Source organism: Erwinia sp. (assembly GCF_049696395.1).
In the GTDB taxonomy this organism is placed as follows: Bacteria; Pseudomonadota; Gammaproteobacteria; order Enterobacterales; family Enterobacteriaceae; genus Erwinia.
Window position 1 is genome coordinate 1 of sequence record NZ_JBAVTT010000132.1, and the last position, 17,547, is coordinate 17,547.

Genomic DNA, 17,547 nt, shown 5'->3' on the forward strand with positions numbered 1-17,547 from the left:
TCTGAAGGGTCTGGCGGCAGGTCAGGGAGAGAAGGTTGAACACAAAGACGCCGTGAATCCTCCCTGGAGGCTTAGCTGCGACGTCCATGTCGCAGATACTTTGCTTATCAACCTTCTCTCCCTTCCCGTAAGCTTCATCGTTGCATAGTCAATTGTGGACGCACACTTCAAAATCCACTCAGCGCCGGTCTGTGACCTGTGTATCCCCCAAACCACTCAACGATGCAAATGTGATTGGGTGGCGGCATAGCGCTCGTTAGCCGAGTGTATGCAGCAGGGATGCTGCATCCAGGCTTCCACAAATGTTGCGAGTTTAGGAGAGGCTACATTTTCCCCTACGAGCGTCTCGGATAACGAGCTCTATGCTGACGCCTTACCACCGCGCCGGTTTTGACCTCAGGAATGAGCTCTATGCTGACGCCTTATCACCGTAGCCGATGTTGACCTTCAGCCCTTCAATCCGCCAACCGACAACGTAGGTGCCTGGCCTGGCCAGAACTCCCGGCAGCAGGCTATCCATGCCTGGGCGCTTTTCGACAGGTAACTGCCCTCGCGCCAGATTAACCCCAGCTCCCACACCAGATCCGACTCTAACGGCAGCCACAGCAGATGCTTCTTATCCAGACGCTGGCAAATGGGCTCTGGCAAAATGGCTACGCCCATTCCTGCCTGCACCATTGCCGCCAGGAAATCCCATTGCCCGCTGCGCACCGCGATCTGCGGTGCAAACCCGCTGGTCTGAAACGCCTTCATCAACTGGCGGTTCAACGAAAACTCTTCGTTGTAAATCAGGATCGGATGCCCGGCTAACTCCGCGATGGGAATATGCGTGCGCCTTAACCACTCGGCGGTGCGCGGCACCAGCACGCACAACGGATGACTCATCAGCGGCAGGGCGTTAAGCGGCAAATCATCCGCCACTGGCAGCGCCGTCAGCGCAATGTCCAGCGTGCCGGACAACACCGCCTGCTGCACCGTCAGGCCACCAAACTCAGAAATCTTCAGTTCCACACCCGGATAACGCTGACGAAAAGCCGAGATCGATCCCGCTATTTGCATGCCCACCATTGGCGGAATGCCCAGCCTCAGCTCACCGGTTTTTAAATCATTGATATCGGAGATCTCCGCTTCCAGCTGCTTAAACTCCTGCAGGATGGTCAGCCCTCGCTGATAAACCGCCTGCCCGGTATCGGTCAGATGCAGCTTGCGACCCTCGCGGATCAACAGTGTGCAGCCCAACTCATCTTCCAGCTGACGCAGCATCTTGCTGATGGTGGGCTGGGTCACAAACAGCTGTTCCGCCGCCCGGGTAAAGCTTTGCTGGCGTACTACTTCGACAAAATAGCGCAGGGCTCGGACGTCCATAAACATTCCTGAATGGCATAGTTTGGATAATATTAAGTCATTTTTTTCACTCTTTGTAACCGATTTATACTACTGACTCGCAACATTGGGAGAAATCATTATGGCGTTAGCACTACATCCGCAAAGAACGGGCTGGTTGCAACGTGTTCAGGTTCCATTACAGGTCATTCTTTATATCGGTTTCTTTCTGGTGGCCCAGCAGCTGGTGGACCGGTTCCACCTGCCGCTGCCTGCCAATATCGTCGGAATGCTGCTTCTGCTGGCACTGATTATGCTGCGCATCCTGCCGCTGGACTGGGTCAAAGCGGGGTCTCGCTGGCTGCTGGCAGAAATGCTGCTGTTCTTTGTGCCGGCCGTGGTGGCGGTGGTTAACTACTCGCAGCTACTGCGGGTGGAAGGCTGGCGCATCATGCTGGTGATCGGCATCAGCACGCTGCTGGTGCTGGCATCAACGGCATGGGTCGTTGATCGTGTTTATCGCTTCGAAATCTGGCTGGCGGAACGTAAACAGGCGCGTAATCATGAATGATCTGATTGTCAGTATCCTTTGTCTGTTCGCCACGCTGGCCATCTACTTCCTCAACAAACGGCTCTATCGCCGCTGGCATAAACTGCTGATGATGCCGCTGGTTATGACGCCCATGGTGCTGGTTGCGCTGCTGGTGATCACCCATATCTCCTGGCAGAACTACATCGGTGAGAGTCACTGGCTGCTGTGGCTGCTCGGCCCGGCCACGCTGGCCTTTGCCGTGCCGGTGTATGAGAACCTGACGATTATCCGCCGCCACTGGATGTCGCTGACCGCAGGCGTGATCACCGCAACCTCCGTTGCCGTGTTCAGCTCGATCTGGCTGGCCCGGATGCTGACGCTACCGGAAGAGATCCAACGCAGCCTGGCCGTGCGATCTATCACCACGCCTTTTGCACTGGCCGCCGCTAAACAGCTTGGCGGGCAACCTGATTTGGTGGCCTTATTTGTGGTGATCACCGGCGTGTTTGGCATGGCCGTTGGTGACCTGCTGTTTATCCGCCTTGCGGTTAAGCAGGGAATGGCAAAAGGGGCCGGTTTTGGCGCGGCTTCTCACGGTGCTGGTACGGCTCGCGCTTACGAAATCGGTCAGGAAGAGGGCGTTGTTTCCAGCCTGGTGATGATGCTGTCAGGGATCGTGACGGTGATCGTTGCGCCTGCCATCGGCCATTTAATGTGGGCCAGCGTGTAATAGAAACATCCTGTTACGGCTGTTTTGTAATGTTAACTAAATTCTGAGCTCTGTCAGCGTTGTCTCATAGGAATAAGTGGACAGTTGGTTTACTCTGCGAGGCCGCCCGTACAGGGTGTGAGTAAATTCATCAGGAGAAAAAAAATGAAAGCAGTGGCAACTACCGCAGGCGCACTGGCGCTTCTGGCGCTGGCAGGATCCGCGCAGGCAATCGATGGCGGCGTTGAAGTCGGCGAACATTACACCAACCTGCATGTAGGTCTGGGCACCAATTCCCCAGGTTTTGCGCTTTCAGGTGACTGGCTGCGTAGCGATCATGATGGCAACGTAGAAAGCCTGGGCCTGGGTTATAACGTCGCTATCGGCGATGTCTTCCTGTCGCCTGGCGCGAAAGTGATGTCTACCAACCCAACTGACAGCAAAGATGGCTATGCCGTTGCCGTCGGTGCTGGCGTGAAAGTGCCGGTAACCAAAATGTTCAACGTCTTTGGCGAGTACTACTACTCTCCAGACGCGTTCTCAAGCCACATCGACAACTACCAGGAAGCTTCTGGTGGTGTTAGCTTCCAGCCAATCTCGCTGGTTGATGTGCGTGTAGGCTATAAGTACATGACCATGAACGGTAAAGACGGTCGTAAAGACAACGTTATTGCTGATGGTCCCTACGTTGGTGCTTCAGTTCACTTCTGATGCGCAGGGCGGATCGCTCGATCCGCCCCTCAAAGCTTGCTTAGTGAGATTTCCCGCCTTCAATCCCCACACCCGTCTGTGAACGCACAAACTGTGCCCGGAAGCGCTGACGCTCCTCTGCGCCCGATGTAGAGCTATCAGTCACCGAGAACAGCCACGTGCCGATAAACGCCGCTAACATAGAGAACAGCGCCGGATACTCATACGGGAAGATCGGTTTCGCATTCCCCAGCACCTGAACCCAGATCGTTGGGCCTAACACCATCAGCATCACCGCGGTGATCAGCCCCAGCCAGCCACCAATCATTGCGCCACGCGTGGTCAGCTTCGACCAGTACATCGACAGCAGGATAATCGGGAAGTTACAGCTCGCCGCGATGGAGAACGCCAGCCCAACCATAAAGGCGATGTTCTGTTTCTCGAACATAATCCCTAATGCGATGGCGACAAAGCCCAACAGCACCACGGTAATCTTCGACACCCGCAACTCCTGCAACTCGGTAGCCTGCCCTTTACGGAACACGCTGGCATACAGATCATGCGAGACGGCAGAAGCGCCCGCCAACGTCAGACCCGCCACAACCGCCAGAATGGTGGCAAAGGCAACCGCCGAGATAAAGCCAAGGAACAGACTGCCGCCGACCGCATCAGCCAGATGCACCGCCGCCATATTGTTGCCGCCAATCAGCACGCCGCTGGCATCTTTAAATGCCGGGTTGGCACCCACCAACAGAATTGCGCCGAAGCCGATAATAAAGGTCAGGAAGTAGAAATAGCCCATAAAGCCGGTGGCGTAGAACACGCTTTTACGCGCTTCACGGGCATCGCTGACGGTGAAGAAGCGCATCAAAATATGCGGCAGGCCAGCGGTACCAAACATCAGCCCCAGCCCAAGTGACAGCGCGGAGATCGGATCGTGAACCAGCCCGCCAGGCCGCATGATCTCAATCCCTTTCGGGTGAACCGCCATCGCCTGAGTAAACAGATTATTGAAGCTGAAGCCGACAGTCTTCATCACCATAAACGCCATAAACGAAGCGCCAAACAGCAGCAGCACGGCTTTGATGATCTGCACCCAGGTCGTTGCCAGCATGCCGCCGAACAACACATAGAGCACCATCAAAATGCCGACAAGGACCACGGCAACAGGATAATCCAGACCGAACAGCAGCTGGATAAGTTTACCTGCGCCTACCATCTGCGCAATCAGATACAGCGCCACCACAACCAGCGAACCACAGGCTGAAAGGGTCCGGATCGGCAGCTGTTTCAGGCGATAAGAGGCCACATCAGCGAAGGTATAACGTCCCAGGTTGCGGAGACGCTCGGCAATCAGGAAAAGAATAATTGGCCAGCCAACCAGGAAGCCCAGCGAATAGATCAATCCGTCATAACCGGAGGTATAAACCAGCGCGGAAATACCCAAAAAAGAAGCGGCAGACATAAAGTCTCCCGCCATTGCCAGACCGTTCTGAAAGCCGGTGATATTACCGCCAGCCGTATAATAATCGCTGCGTGAGCGGGTGCGTTTAGAAGCCCAGTAGGTAATACCCAGCGTAAAAGCGACGAAAATGACAAACATCACGATCGCTTCGTAATTGATGGGCTGTTTTTGCACTGCTCCGGTAATAGCATCCGCTGCAACGGCAGAAAAAGGCAGCAGCGCCGCCAGGCAGAGAAGTAAATTAGGGCGCTTCATCCTTTCACCTCTTTCAGCAGTTCACGGGTTAAGCGGTCAAATTCACCGTTGGCACGCCAGACGTACACACCGGTCAGCAGGAAAGAGATAACGATCAGGCCAATGCCAATGGGAATACCACGGGTGACGTTGGTGCCTTCGTGTATTGGCGTGCCCAGCCAGCCGGGCGCAAAGGCAATTAACAGAATAAAACCTACGTACAGGATGAGCATGATCAAGGAAAGCAGAGTCGCAAAGGCCTGGCGTTTTCTCACCAGTTCCTTAAAACGCGCACTCTTTTCTATCCGTTGATAAATAAGGTCATTCATCACAGAGTCTCCAGAGGTATGTCGCTGTAGGGTATTATTTTTTTTGAAATGTGGCGGTTAGTGAAAAGAATAATGGGCAGCGTTATTCGGATCTTTTTATTACGCTGCCCATCTGCCGTTACGACTGTTTTAATTCTTTGAAGAGTGAAATGCCGTTAGGGCATCTTAATAGACTGTTTCTCTTCAAGAAGCTTTTCCACTACGCCAGGATCGGCCAGCGTTGAGGTATCGCCAAGATTGCTGGTATCGCCAGAGGCAATTTTGCGCAGAATGCGGCGCATGATTTTGCCCGAGCGGGTTTTAGGCAGCGAGTCCGTCCAGTGCAGAACATCCGGTGTGGCAATCGGGCCAATCTCTTTACGCACCCAGTTGCGCACTTCGGTATACAGCTCCGCTGAAGGCTCTTCGCCACTGTTCAGGGTGATGTAGGCATAAATCGCCTGGCCTTTGATACTATGCTGAATGCCGACTACGGCAGCCTCGGCAATTTTAGGGTGCGACACCAGCGCCGACTCAATCTCAGCAGTGCCAAGACGGTGGCCTGAAACGTTCAGCACGTCATCCACACGACCAGTGATCCAATAATAGCCATCTTCATCGCGACGGGCTCCGTCACCGCTGAAGTACATGTTTTTGAAGGTAGAGAAGTAGGTCTGCTCAAACCGATCGTGATCGCCGTACAGCGTTCGCGCCTGGCCCGGCCAGGAATCAACAATCACCAGATTACCTTCGCCAGCGCCTTCCTGAGGATTCCCCTCGTTATCTACCAACGCAGGCTGCACGCCGAAGAACGGCTTAGTGGCTGAGCCAGCTTTCAGCTCGGTAGCGCCAGGTAACGGGGTGATCATAAAACCGCCGGTTTCCGTCTGCCACCAGGTGTCCACAATCGGGCAACGGCCGTCGCCAATCTTGTTGTAATACCATTCCCAGGCTTCCGGGTTAATAGGCTCACCTACTGATCCCATAATGCGCAGGCTGGAGCGGTCGGTGCCTTCAATCGCCTTGTCGCCTTCCGCCATTAACGCACGGATTGCCGTTGGCGCGGTGTAAAGCAGAGTGACTTTGTGCTTATCAACCACTTCTGCCATACGGCTTGGTTTCGGCCAGTTTGGCACGCCTTCAAACATCAACGTGGTGGCGCCACAGGCCAGCGGGCCATACAGCAAATAGCTGTGGCCGGTGATCCAGCCTACATCGGCCGTACACCAGTAGACGTCATCCGGATGATAATCAAAGACATACTTAAAGGTAGTGGCGGCATACACCAGATAGCCGCCGGTGGTGTGCAGCACGCCTTTCGGTTTGCCGGTGGACCCAGAGGTATAAAGGATAAACAGCGGATCTTCCGCATTCATCTCTTCTGGCTGGTGGTGGGCGCTGGCTTTATTCACCAGCTCGTGCCACCACAGATCGCGGCCATTTTCCCAACCGATATCTTTGCCGGTGCGACGGAAAACCACCACGTTGGTGATCGTTTTGACGCCAGGATTCGCCAGTGCATCGTCGACGTTTTTCTTTAACGGGATAGTACGGCCTGCACGCACGCCTTCATCGGCGGTGACCACCAGTTTGGCGTTGGAGTCAATAATGCGTCCGGCAACGGCTTCCGGTGAAAAGCCGCCAAAAATAACGGAATGCACCGCGCCAATGCGGGCGCAGGCTAGCATGGCAACGGCCGCTTCTGGCACCATTGGCATATAAATAGCAACCACATCGCCTTTCTTCACGCCCAGTTCGAGCAGCGAGTTGGCGAAGCGGCACACTTCCCGGTGTAACTCACGGAAAGTCAGGGTTTTGCTTTCACTGGCATCATCACCTTCCCAGATTATCGCGGGGTGGTCACCGCGGCTGTGCAGATGGCGGTCCAGGCAGTTGGCCGCCAGGTTCAGCGTGCCGTCTTCAAACCAGCGGATATCGATATTCCCCGGCGCGAACGAGGTGTTCTTCACCGCGGTATAAGGCTTGATCCAGTCGAGAATTTTACCTTCCTGGCCCCAAAAGGCATCGGGGTCCTGCACGGACTGCTGGTACATCGACTCATACTGCTGGGCGGTGATCAGAGTGTTTTCCGCAATGTTGGCGGGAACAGGATGTCGGTGTTGTTGGCTCATGGCTATTCTCCTTGAAGATGTTAATGATATGTCAATCAATGGTTAATTGAAGCGAGCCGGGGAGTTTTGTTTGCTTTTTGCGCCACAGATCACGCCATAACGACAGGTAATGAAAAGCAGCAAAACAGCCTCAGAAGAGGCGAAAATGGCCCTTGCTCCCGCTCACAAAAACGCGAAATGCTGGCATGTGCCTGATTAAAAAGTAGACAACCGAAACGCGGGCCTATTTCAGATCAAGGACCTCATCTGCATAGATATGCTTTATCATTAACAAATATTGCCAGCTATAACAATGGCTTAGTTTATATGGGGCTGTTTCAGAGCTTTATCCTGTCTTCAGGGTATAAAGTAGCCACATCTCGCTTAGGGTTGCAATTTACCCAGTGAAAATGGTACTTATCACGCGCCTGAAATTCAGGTTTCAACCATCAATTATCCGCGAATTAGCCGACTTCGGCCTACTCCCCTTGAGAGTGATTCATTCCGCTATCTGCGCGCGGAGATCGGGTTTTGTTAAGGAAAAAGACAAGTTATGAAAGTAAAATTCAGCCTTGCCTGGCAAATAGTGACGGCGTTAGTACTGGGGATCGTCGTCGGCGCTATATTGCATAATCAGCCGGGAGAACGTGAATGGTTAATCACCAACATTCTCAGCCCGGCTGGCGACATCTTTATCCACCTGATCAAAATGATCGTGGTGCCGATTGTTATCTCTACGCTGATCGTCGGTATCGCCGGCGTGGGTGATGCGAAAAAACTGGGGCGGATTGGCGTAAAAACCATCGTCTATTTCGAAGTGATAACCACCATTGCCATCGTGGTAGGGATTACCCTGGCGAATGTGTTTCAACCTGGCTACGGCATTGATATGTCGACGCTGGCAACGGTGGACATCTCTAAATATGAAGCGACCACGGCACAGGTTCAGGGCGGGGCCCATAGCCTTGTCACCACTATCCTGTCGTTGATCCCGCAGAATATTTTTGCCGCTATCGCCAAAGGTGACATGCTGCCGATCATCTTCTTCTCCGTGCTGTTCGGGCTGGGGCTCTCTTCCCTGCCTTCTGAGCACCGCGATCCGCTGTTGAAGGTGTTCCGCTCGACCTCTGAAGCGATGTTCAAAGTGACGCATATGATCATGCGCTATGCGCCGATCGGGGTATTTGCGCTGATCTCAGTCACCATTGCCAACTTTGGTTTTGCCTCGCTGTGGCCGCTGGCTAAGCTGGTAATCCTGGTTTACGCCGCGATCATGTTCTTCGCCTTTGTGGTATTGGGCGCGGTTGCCAGGATTTGCGGTCTGCGTATTACCCTGCTGATGCGCATCCTGAAGGATGAGCTGATTCTGGCGTACTCCACTTCCAGCTCTGAAACCGTGTTGCCACGCATCATGGAGAAAATGGAAGCCTACGGTGCGCCAAAATCTATCACCAGCTTTGTGGTGCCAACGGGTTACTCGTTTAACCTTGATGGTTCTACGTTATATCAAAGCATCGCGGCCATCTTTATTGCCCAGCTGTACGGCATTGACCTCTCTATTGGTCAGGAAATCGTGCTGGTGCTGACGCTGATGGTGACCTCTAAAGGTATTGCAGGCGTACCGGGCGTCTCCTTTGTGGTGCTGCTGGCCACGCTGGGTAGCGTGGGTATTCCACTGGAAGGGCTGGCGTTTATTGCTGGGGTAGACCGCATCATGGACATGGCGCGTACCGCGCTGAACGTGGTAGGGAATGCGCTGGCCGTACTGGTTATCGCCAAGTGGGAAAACCAGTTTGATGCTGAGCAGGCTGTAGCCTATGAGACAAAAATGAAGGCCATAGCCTCCGCTTCTTGATCATAGTCTGGTGCTGGTGGCAGGTTTTCCTGCTGCCAGTACTGGTTAGTGATGATCTGTCCCACCTCGAAAACGGGTAAATTCTCCCCCAGCCGACCTGTTCTGTGCCACTGAATGTCCAGCCACTTACCTGTCTTCCTCAAAGATATATCCGCAATACTCTAAAACCCTGCTTGACAATAATGGCTCAGTAATTTCAGGGGCATTGATTGCTCTGGAACCGGTTCAAATTGTACTAATCACGCACCGGAAGGGCTTTGCACGCTTTTTGGTCTGGTGCGAGAAAGTTAGGTTAAGTCGCTAAAGTTCACTCGTTTCCGGCCGAAACTATAAAAAAACATAACTCTTCTGCCTAACCCCAATCCTGGCGACAGCCTCAAGGATAGTGACCCATGCGTACAAATTTGCCCGTTACACAGCAGGAATATGTGTTTGACGATCGTGCCACGCTGATGTCGACCACCGATACCAGCAGCCACATCACCTATGCCAACGATGCCTTTATTGAGGCCAGCGGATTTTCGCCGGAAGAGATCAGCGGCCAACCGCATAACATGGTCCGCCATCCGGATATGCCGCCGGAAGCCTTTGCCGATATGTGGGCTACCTTAAAGCAAGGCGAGCCGTGGACGGGACTGGTGAAAAACCGCCGTAAAAATGGCGATCATTATTGGGTAAGGGCCAATGCCATTCCGGTGGTCAGGGATGGAAAAGCGCAAGGTTATATGTCGGTACGCACCAAGCCCAGCAGGCAGGAAGTGCAGGCAACCGAAAAGCTGTACCGCGAATTCCGCGAAGGTAAACGCAAAGGCTGGCGTTTCCACAAGGGCCTTTTGCTCAGAACCGGCATGCTGCGCTGGACCACCGCACTCAAAACCTTGCCTCTGCGCTGGCGGATCCGTACGGCGATGTTGGCTTTGCTGCCGCTGTCTGTTCTGGGCGTGGGCTTTTTGGGTTTGCCTGGTCAGTCGCTGGCGATTTTTGCCGGTGTAATGGCTGTGCTGTTGATGCTGACTTCTGTCTGGCTTGAGCAGCAGATTTCCCGTCCGATTGAGCGCATGTGCCAGCAGGCACTTAAAGTGGCGACCGGTGCCAGCCACAAAGTGGACGAAACGGATCGGGTAGATGAAATTGGCATGACGTTGCGCGCTGTGGGTCAGTTGGGGCTGATGTTCCGCTGGCTGGTGGATGATGTCAGTGGTCAGGCTATCAATGTGCTGAGCGCCAGTGATGCTATCGCTCACGGCAATAACGAACTGAGCCGCCGCACCGAGCAGGCCGCCGCGAACGTGCAGCAAACGGCTGCCACCATGAATGAGATGACGGCTACGGTGCAGAGCAATACCGAAACGGCTCAGCAGGTGAATTCACTGTCGAAAAGCACCAGCGACGTGGCCACCAAAGGGGGCAAAGCCATGCATGAGATGGTGACGATGATGGCCGAAATTGATGAAAGTTCGAAGAAAATCGCCAGTATTACCAGTGTGATCGACGGCATTGCTTTCCAGACCAACATTCTGGCACTGAACGCCGCTGTGGAAGCCGCGCGAGCGGGCGAGCAGGGTAAAGGTTTTGCGGTAGTGGCAGGAGAAGTTCGCAGCCTGGCTCAGCGCAGCGCCAAAGCCGCCAGTGAAATAAAAAACCTGGTCGAGAATAGCGCAACCAAAGTGCGGCTGGGCAGCGATCACGTTAACGATGCCGGAAAAACGATGGGCAACATCGTCAGTCAGGTGCAGAACGTCACTTCCCTGATTGCCCAAATCAGTGCGGCGACTTCCGAGCAGGCTACGGCACTGAGAGAAGTCAGCCTGGCGGTGGAAGACCTGGATAATATCACGCATCAAAACGCCGCCCGAGTGGAAGAGGGGGCGCAAGCCTCTGGTCGCATGACGCGGCAGGCGACTCGTCTGGTGGAAGCTATCAGCGTTTTTCGTTAACCGTTCGCAGGACAAAGGGCTGTTGAGACTTTCCCTTTGTCCTGTCCCCGCAGATCGACTCGCCCTTCATACCGGTAGCATGATAAGTTTCTCTGAAAGCTGCCGCCGGTAATCGTTATGTCGACAACCTTCATACCCGAATTTTCGTCCCGCCCATTAATCCCCTTCGCCCATGATTATCAGCATGGCGATCGCGAGCCGATGCATCATCATGAGTGCGCGCAATTGATTCACAGCCTGACGGGCGTGGTCAGAGTAGAAACTAAATCCGGTCATTGGATCGTTCCGCCGGGACGCGGTGTCTGGATGCCCGCTGGTGTGCGCCATGCTTTACAGATTACCGGTCAGGTGGCGGCCAGAACCCTGTTTATCGATCCGCTGGCCAGAGCTGATTTACCGGTGACTTGTCAGGTGGTGCAGGTTTCGCCTTTATTGCGGGAACTGATTGTGACCTCGCTGGCTCTGCCTGAGTCTTATCATCCCAACACTCGCACTGAGCGTATTTATGAGCTGATGCTGGATGAGATCAGGGTGATGGCGGCGCTTCCCTTTTGCCTGCCAGAGCCGCAAAGTCCCCCGCTTGTCAACTTGTGCCACCGCATCCGGGCCGAGCCAGCCGACTGCTGGACGCTGGAGAATACCGCCAGCCAACTGAGTGTTAGCAGCAGGACTTTGGCCCGGCGTTTTCAGCAGGAAACCGGATTGCAGTTCAGTGACTGGGTGCGGCGCGCCAGGCTAATGGAAGCCCTGACGCGGTTGGCAGCGGGTGAACCCGTACTGCGTGTGGCGCTGGATATGGGGTACGAAAGCCACAGCGCGTTCAGCGCCATGTTCCGACGGATTATGGGCGTGGCGCCCAGCGATTATTTTCCGTCAAGAGACGCCCAGTGAGAGAAGGCGTTTAACAGCGCCTGCAAAGACGCTCTGGCAACGTCGCCATCTATGCCCACTCCCCAACTGCTTTGTCCGTCAGGCAAGATGCAGCGCAGGTAGGTTACCGATCGACTGTCGCTGTGTTGCCCCAGCGTGTGTTCGTGATAATCCTGGATCGACAGCGTGGCGTTATAGGTTTTGCTCAATGCCGCCACGGCAGCAGACAGAAGACCTTTGCCTTTTCCTTCCAATTTCTTACGTTTATCGTCCTGCACTACCTCACCCTGTAACAGCAGTTCGCCGCCCTCGCTTTGGCTGCGGTAATCATGGAGTAATAAGGTGGGTGACGTTAACCCGTACAGACGGCAGAACAGTTGCCAGATAGCGGCCTGAGTCATTTCACCGCCTTCGCTGTCGGCTTGCTGCTGTACATGTTGGCTAAAATGCTGTTGCAGGGCTCTTGGCAGCGAAAGACCATGATTTTGCTCAATCATCCAGGCCGCGCCGCTTTTACCAGACTGACTGTTTACCCGGATCACCGCTTCATAGCTACAGCCAATATCCGCCGGATCGAGAGGGAGATAAGGGACTTCCCAACGAGCTTCAGGATGCCGCTGGCGCGCACTGAAGCCTTTTTTGATCGCATCCTGGTGCGAACCTGAAAAGGCGGTAAACACCAGTTCACCGGCATAAGGATGGCGCGGATGAACTGGCAGCTGATTGCACTGTTCCACGGTTTCCACAACCTGCTTTATCTGGCTGAAATCCAGACCTGGCGAAATACCCTGCGTATATAAATTCAGCGCCAGCGTCACCAGGTCGACATTGCCGGTACGTTCACCGTTGCCAAACAGACAGCCCTCTACACGGTCAGCCCCTGCCAGCATCGCCAGTTCTGCGCAGGCAATTCCGGTTCCGCGGTCGTTATGCGGATGGACGCTGATGCAAACCTGATCACGGGCAGAAAAATGGCGGCAGAAGTGCTCAATCTGATCGGCATACACATTCGGGGTATTCACTTCCACCGTGGCCGGTAAATTGACGATCATCGGGCGATCGGCACAGGGTTGCCAGACGGCTGCTACGGCTTCACATATCTCCAGCGCAAAGTCACTTTCGGTGAAACAGAACGTCTCCGGGGAGTATTCAAACGTCCAGTGCGTTGCGGGATTCTCTTCGCATCGCTGTTTGATTTGCCTGGTGGCATTGACGGCCAGGGTGATGATTTCTTCGCGGCTTTGACGAAAGACCAGCTTGCGAAAAACCGGGGCAGTGGCGTTGTACAGATGCAAGGTGGCTCGATGTGCGCCTTCAAGCGCCACAAAAGTGCGGTCGATCAGGTCACTGCGGGCTTGAGTCAGCACCTGAAGGGTGACCTCTTCGGGGATGTGATGGCCTTCGATCAGTTCGCGAACGAAAGCAAAGTCAGTCTGTGAAGCTGAAGGGAAAGCGACTTCAATTTCCGTAAAACCGCACTGCAGCAGCAGTTTCCAGAACAGCATTTTGCGCTGGCTGTCCATTGGCTCTGCCAGCGCCTGATTGCCATCGCGAAGGTCGGTAGATAACCAGCGGGGGGCCTTAGTGAGGGTTTTTCCCGGCCACTGACGGTCCGTCAAGGCCAGCACGGGTGAAGAAGGGTATTTTTCTGCGGGGGATAACAACATGATGAGTCTCCTGAAATGGGAACGCTATCATGACCTGGCGCAGTGGCTGAGGCTGGCGGAAAGCTGACAATCAGTGTGGCAGAACGGACAAATGAAAAAAAAGCAGACCTTGCGGCCTGCCTTCTGCAACGCCCTGGAATTGGCGTGTTGAAACAAAATGGTTTGCTGTGCGCGGTATTATTTGTTGATTATAAAAAATCCGCACGTTTATTTTTAAAGGAAAATGATCTTTACCACAAGCTCTTCCTGGAAACCGCGTTACTTTTAAGCTATTTCGTAGAGGTTTGCACCAGCCTTAACAATAAAATGTGACAAAAACAGCAGTTTCTTTACGTTTTGCGGAATTAGGAATAATGTGAAAATGAAAGTCATTATAGATTATTTGATGTTTATCAATTATTTGTAATTAAATACAAAGCAATTGAGTCGGGATGTTACGTTTTTATCAGGGCATTGAAAATGACAATAGTGTAATCATCTGTGGGTTCTTTCCTTTGAGGAATAATTATTTAGCTATTCCACTAATGAGTATTTTCTTATTTCCGCATTTTTTCGCCAGATGATCTTTCATTATCGCTACGCGTCACGCACTCTTTTTCCCCAATCTGGCAGAATAATTCAGCTACAGTTAGTCACTTAGCTCGTTTTCCCCTGCAACATTCACATCATCAGAGAGAGAAGCGTCATGAGTCAGTTTTTTATGAATCAGAAGAGCGACCTGGTCAATGAAGCTATCGAAGGTGCCCTGATTAGCAGCCGTTTTCACAACCTTAGCCAACTGGACGTTGGGCCGGACATCCGTGTCGTGGTGCGTAACGACTGGGATAAATCGAGCGTAGCGTTGATTTCCGGCGGCGGCTCCGGACATGAGCCAGCTCATGTAGGCTTTGTCGGCAAAGGGATGCTGACCGCTGCTGTCTGCGGCGATATCTTTGCTTCCCCAAGCGTAGAGGCGGTGTTAAGCGCGATTGTGAATGTGACGGGCACGAAAGGCTGTCTGCTGATCGTAAAAAACTACACCGGTGACCGGCTCAATTTTGGGTTGGCGGCGGAGAAGGCCAAAAAGTTGGGCTTTAAGGTCGATCTGGTGATGGTGACCGATGATATTGCCTTACCAGACAATCCGCAGCCACGAGGGATTGCCGGCACGGCGCTGGTGCATAAAGTGGCTGGCTATGCGGCAGAGCAGGGCAAGTCGTTAAAAGAAGTGACGGCGCTGGCGAACAAAGCGATTGCTGCCACGGCGAGTATTGGCCTGGCCTTTTCCACCTGCCATGTGCCTGGTGAGAAGCGAGACGACCGGGTGAAAGAGGGGCAGAGCGAGCTGGGGATGGGCATTCACGGTGAGCCGGGCGCCTCAACGTTGAAGACGCAGAACAGTGAAGAGATCGTCAACGTCCTGGTCGAGAAGCTGGCTAAGCATCATCCGGATGGCAAGAAAGTCGCGCTATTGGTGAATAACCTCGGCGGTTTTTCGGCGCTGGAGATGGCGGTATTAACGCGCGAGGTGCTGAAAACGGAGTTGGGTAAATCAGTGAAGCATTTGGTGGGGCCGGCCACGTTGGTCAGCGCTCTGGACATGAAAGGCTTTTCGCTTTCGACGTTGGTACTGACGCCTTCGCTGGAGGAAGCGCTGCTTGCGCCCGTAGAAGCCAGCGGCTGGCAACCGGCGGTTAAGGTGAAAGCGCTGAAGTCGATCAAGGGTAAAAAGGTCGCTTCGCAGCAGAAGGTGAAACCTTCTGAGAATGCCAAAGTGGCGGCCGTAGTGAAGACCATTTGCAGCACGCTGGTGGGGTTAGAGAGTGAGCTGAATCAGTTGGATGCGAAAGTGGGCGACGGTGATACAGGGTCAACGTTCTCTGCCGGTGCCGGAAAGGTATTAAAGGAGTTGAAGGGCAAGACGTTGCCGTTAGACGATCTCCACAGTCTGCTGACGCTGGTAGGCGAGCAGTTAGCTGTGGTGATGGGCGGTTCCAGCGGCGTGCTGATGTCGATTATGTTTACCGCAGCGGGACAGAAGCTGGAAGAGGGCGAGTCGTTAGCGAAGGCGCTGAGCTGGGGACTGGACAGAATGCAGCATTACGGTGGCGCGAAGCCGGGCCATCGCACCATGATAGATGCATTGCATCCGGCCTTCGAAGCGCTGGTGGCAGGTAAAGACTTGAAGAAAGTGGCCGCGGCAGCGAAGAAGGGAGCAGAAGGAACGGCGAAGATGACGTCAGCCAAAGCCGGGCGCTCATCCTATCTGAACAAGGACAGCCTGAACGGCGTGAAAGACCCTGGCGCTTATGCCGTTGAGCAGGTTTTTGCTCAGTTGGCTAAGGGGTAAGGGCTTAAGGTCATCACCGGCTTTGGAGGTACGGAGTCGGTGGGTGGGCTTGGCGGACACATGGGGTAAATTCAAATGCGAGACAGGTTTTGACCCATCATCCATACCGCATTGCATCCAGACATCTTGCATCATAACGCCGACAACTCATCCCTGAGCTTGCCAACAGAGCCCAAAAGCCTCGTGCTTTTAGGCTCTTTTCAGCCCCGTTACTCTACGGTCACGTCCTCAGGATCGGGCAGATTATCCAGCGTGCGTTCGAAGCTGCGCAGACGTTTATAGATCGATAACAGCTCGACCAGCGTGGTCCAGGAGTTAATCAGATACTGGAACGAGCCACGAACCTGATCGAACACGTTGGTGATTTGCGTCAGCAATCCCAGCGTGATGGCCCCGGTGATAATCGACGGGAACAGCACGAACAGGCTGAATACCGCATCAAGCTGCAGATAAAGAATGCGGGCAATGTTGAAGTACAGATAGTGGAAATAGAGCCGGAAGTAATTGCGGCGCACGTTGGTAAACAGCTCTCGCACGGTCGGCGGGCGGGCACGGTGCGGATCGTCTTCGCCGTAGACCAGCTCTTTACGGTAGGCGGCTTCTACTCGCTGATTCCTGAACTCCAGACCCGGGAGCTTAATCCCTATTACCGCCAGTAAACCGGTTCCCAGTACTGACCACAACAGCGCAGCAATCACCAGCGAATAGGGGATACTGCCCAGAATCGGAATGGTTTTGACATGCACCGACAGCGCGACCAGCACCGGCAGGAAGGCAATCAACAGCATAATGGAGTTGATAAAGCTGGTGCCCATATCTTCAAGCGTTGAGGAAAACCGCATGGTGTCTTCCTGCACACGCTGTGCAGCACCTTCAATGCCCCGCAGCTCTGGCCAATGCTCCATGTAGTAATTGTTCATCGCCGTGCGCCAGCGGAAAATGTAGTGGCTGACAAAGAACATATTCAGCACGCCCACTACCACCGCAATCATCGCGATACTCAAAAAACCCTGCAACTGCAGGTAAAACGCTTCGATCTTGATGGTGTTCGGGTGCGACATCGCCTTCTGAATCAAATCATAAAACGGTTCGTACCAGGCATTTACCGCCACGCTCACCTGCACCGAAAACCAGGTCGCGAAGATAATTAATGCGGAGCCAAGAATGGACCACCGCTGCCAAGGATGTGGACTGATCATCGCCCAGAAGGCGTAGAAAATGGCCACAACGACCAGATAGTAAAGGTAAAAGGCCAGCGCAGAAGGGGCGATAAAACGTAACGCGTTATTCGGTAACGGTTCCTGCGCGTTGCCCGCGAAGGCCGAAAAATGAGTCATCCAGGTACTGGCACCCGCAAACCACAGCAAAATGGCCAGGGCACTCCAGAGCACGACACTTCCAAAAAACAGCCCCGGTCGGGGGAAAAATGACTTGAACATAAAGACTCCAGGTAATGTGCTCTTTTTTATAACGCTTTTAGCTGTAAACAATCTTATCGCGGTTGTTTCGGAAAGTGT

Annotated in this window: 14 protein-coding genes; 8 read left to right on the forward strand and 6 right to left on the reverse strand. The window is 53.8% G+C overall.

Features of this window, described 5'->3' with window-relative positions:
* Positions 1-447: 447 nt before the first annotated feature.
* Positions 448-1,365: a LysR family transcriptional regulator gene (locus WCC56_RS16470; protein ID WP_424693417.1), complete on the reverse strand. Its 918-nt coding sequence runs from the start codon at positions 1,363-1,365 to the stop codon at positions 448-450.
* A 100-nt stretch (positions 1,366-1,465) separates the two neighbouring features.
* On the opposite strand from WCC56_RS16470, the gene WCC56_RS16475 reads away from it, so the two are divergent.
* The 3 genes from WCC56_RS16475 (at position 1,466) to WCC56_RS16485 (ending at position 3,275) form a co-directional block, all read left to right on the forward strand.
* The gene (locus WCC56_RS16475; RefSeq protein WP_424693418.1) at positions 1,466-1,894 is read left to right on the forward strand and encodes a CidA/LrgA family protein; all 429 of its coding nucleotides are present in this window, start codon (positions 1,466-1,468) and stop codon (positions 1,892-1,894) included.
* A complete protein-coding gene (locus tag WCC56_RS16480) occupies positions 1,887-2,585 on the forward strand; it encodes an LrgB family protein (protein ID WP_424693419.1) in 699 nt (232 codons plus the stop codon). The genes WCC56_RS16475 and WCC56_RS16480 overlap by 8 nt, the downstream gene beginning before the upstream one ends.
* 144 nt (positions 2,586-2,729) lie before the next feature.
* Entirely contained in the window at positions 2,730-3,275 is a 546-nt protein-coding gene (locus WCC56_RS16485) for a YfaZ family outer membrane protein (RefSeq protein WP_424693420.1), read from the forward strand.
* 40 nt (positions 3,276-3,315) lie between these two features.
* Here the strand turns inward: WCC56_RS16485 and WCC56_RS16490 are convergent, their stop codons facing one another.
* The 3 genes from WCC56_RS16490 to acs form a co-directional block, all read right to left on the reverse strand.
* Entirely contained in the window at positions 3,316-4,974 is a 1,659-nt protein-coding gene (locus WCC56_RS16490) for a cation acetate symporter (protein WP_424693421.1), read from the reverse strand.
* Entirely contained in the window at positions 4,971-5,282 is a 312-nt protein-coding gene (locus WCC56_RS16495) for a DUF485 domain-containing protein (protein WP_424693422.1), read from the reverse strand. The genes WCC56_RS16490 and WCC56_RS16495 overlap by 4 nt, the downstream gene beginning before the upstream one ends.
* 155 nt (positions 5,283-5,437) lie before the next feature.
* Positions 5,438-7,393, reverse strand: a complete 1,956-nt coding sequence (acs, locus tag WCC56_RS16500) for an acetate--CoA ligase (RefSeq protein WP_424693423.1) — start codon at positions 7,391-7,393, stop codon at positions 5,438-5,440.
* A 532-nt stretch (positions 7,394-7,925) separates the two neighbouring features.
* Here acs and gltP point away from each other — a divergent pair.
* The 3 genes from gltP (at position 7,926) to WCC56_RS16515 (ending at position 12,055) form a co-directional block, all read left to right on the forward strand.
* Positions 7,926-9,227, forward strand: a complete 1,302-nt coding sequence (gltP, locus tag WCC56_RS16505) for a glutamate/aspartate:proton symporter GltP (RefSeq protein WP_424693424.1) — start codon at positions 7,926-7,928, stop codon at positions 9,225-9,227.
* A gap of 392 nt (positions 9,228-9,619) precedes the next feature.
* The gene (locus WCC56_RS16510) at positions 9,620-11,164 is read left to right on the forward strand and encodes a methyl-accepting chemotaxis protein (protein WP_424693425.1); all 1,545 of its coding nucleotides are present in this window, start codon (positions 9,620-9,622) and stop codon (positions 11,162-11,164) included.
* Between the two features lie 117 nt (positions 11,165-11,281).
* The gene (locus WCC56_RS16515) at positions 11,282-12,055 is read left to right on the forward strand and encodes an AraC family transcriptional regulator (protein WP_424693426.1); all 774 of its coding nucleotides are present in this window, start codon (positions 11,282-11,284) and stop codon (positions 12,053-12,055) included.
* Here WCC56_RS16515 and leuA read toward each other — a convergent pair.
* Entirely contained in the window at positions 12,028-13,701 is a 1,674-nt protein-coding gene (leuA, locus tag WCC56_RS16520) for a 2-isopropylmalate synthase (protein WP_424693427.1), read from the reverse strand. The two genes, WCC56_RS16515 and leuA, sit on opposite strands and share 28 nt — an antisense overlap.
* A 42-nt stretch (positions 13,702-13,743) precedes the next feature.
* Between leuA and WCC56_RS16525 the strand changes: the two genes are divergently transcribed.
* Positions 13,744-14,013: a hypothetical protein gene (locus WCC56_RS16525; protein ID WP_424693428.1), complete on the forward strand. Its 270-nt coding sequence runs from the start codon at positions 13,744-13,746 to the stop codon at positions 14,011-14,013.
* Between the two features lie 373 nt (positions 14,014-14,386).
* Complete coding sequence (locus WCC56_RS16530; protein WP_424693429.1) at positions 14,387-16,030, forward strand: dihydroxyacetone kinase subunit DhaK; 1,644 nt, start codon at positions 14,387-14,389, stop codon at positions 16,028-16,030.
* A gap of 209 nt (positions 16,031-16,239) precedes the next feature.
* Here the strand turns inward: WCC56_RS16530 and sbmA are convergent, their stop codons facing one another.
* Complete coding sequence (sbmA, locus tag WCC56_RS16535) at positions 16,240-17,469, reverse strand: peptide antibiotic transporter SbmA (protein ID WP_424693430.1); 1,230 nt, start codon at positions 17,467-17,469, stop codon at positions 16,240-16,242.
* Positions 17,470-17,547 lie beyond the last annotated feature (78 nt).

Excerpts from the sequence above, each read along its gene's own strand:
- WCC56_RS16495 (WP_424693422.1), bottom strand. The coding sequence starts at position 5,282 with ATGAATGACCTTATTTATCAACGGATAGAAAAGAGTGCGCGTTTTAAG.
- gltP (WP_424693424.1), top strand. The coding sequence starts at position 7,926 with ATGAAAGTAAAATTCAGCCTTGCCTGGCAAATAGTGACGGCGTTAGTA.
- WCC56_RS16475 (WP_424693418.1), top strand. The coding sequence starts at position 1,466 with ATGGCGTTAGCACTACATCCGCAAAGAACGGGCTGGTTGCAACGTGTT.
- WCC56_RS16530 (WP_424693429.1), top strand. The coding sequence starts at position 14,387 with ATGAGTCAGTTTTTTATGAATCAGAAGAGCGACCTGGTCAATGAAGCT.
- WCC56_RS16515 (WP_424693426.1), top strand. The coding sequence starts at position 11,282 with ATGTCGACAACCTTCATACCCGAATTTTCGTCCCGCCCATTAATCCCC.
- WCC56_RS16490 (WP_424693421.1), bottom strand. The coding sequence starts at position 4,974 with ATGAAGCGCCCTAATTTACTTCTCTGCCTGGCGGCGCTGCTGCCTTTT.
- acs (WP_424693423.1), bottom strand. The coding sequence starts at position 7,393 with ATGAGCCAACAACACCGACATCCTGTTCCCGCCAACATTGCGGAAAAC.
- WCC56_RS16470 (WP_424693417.1), bottom strand. The coding sequence starts at position 1,365 with ATGGACGTCCGAGCCCTGCGCTATTTTGTCGAAGTAGTACGCCAGCAA.
- sbmA (WP_424693430.1), bottom strand. The coding sequence starts at position 17,469 with ATGTTCAAGTCATTTTTCCCCCGACCGGGGCTGTTTTTTGGAAGTGTC.
- WCC56_RS16485 (WP_424693420.1), top strand. The coding sequence starts at position 2,730 with ATGAAAGCAGTGGCAACTACCGCAGGCGCACTGGCGCTTCTGGCGCTG.
- WCC56_RS16480 (WP_424693419.1), top strand. The coding sequence starts at position 1,887 with ATGAATGATCTGATTGTCAGTATCCTTTGTCTGTTCGCCACGCTGGCC.
- leuA (WP_424693427.1), bottom strand. The coding sequence starts at position 13,701 with ATGTTGTTATCCCCCGCAGAAAAATACCCTTCTTCACCCGTGCTGGCC.
- WCC56_RS16510 (WP_424693425.1), top strand. The coding sequence starts at position 9,620 with ATGCGTACAAATTTGCCCGTTACACAGCAGGAATATGTGTTTGACGAT.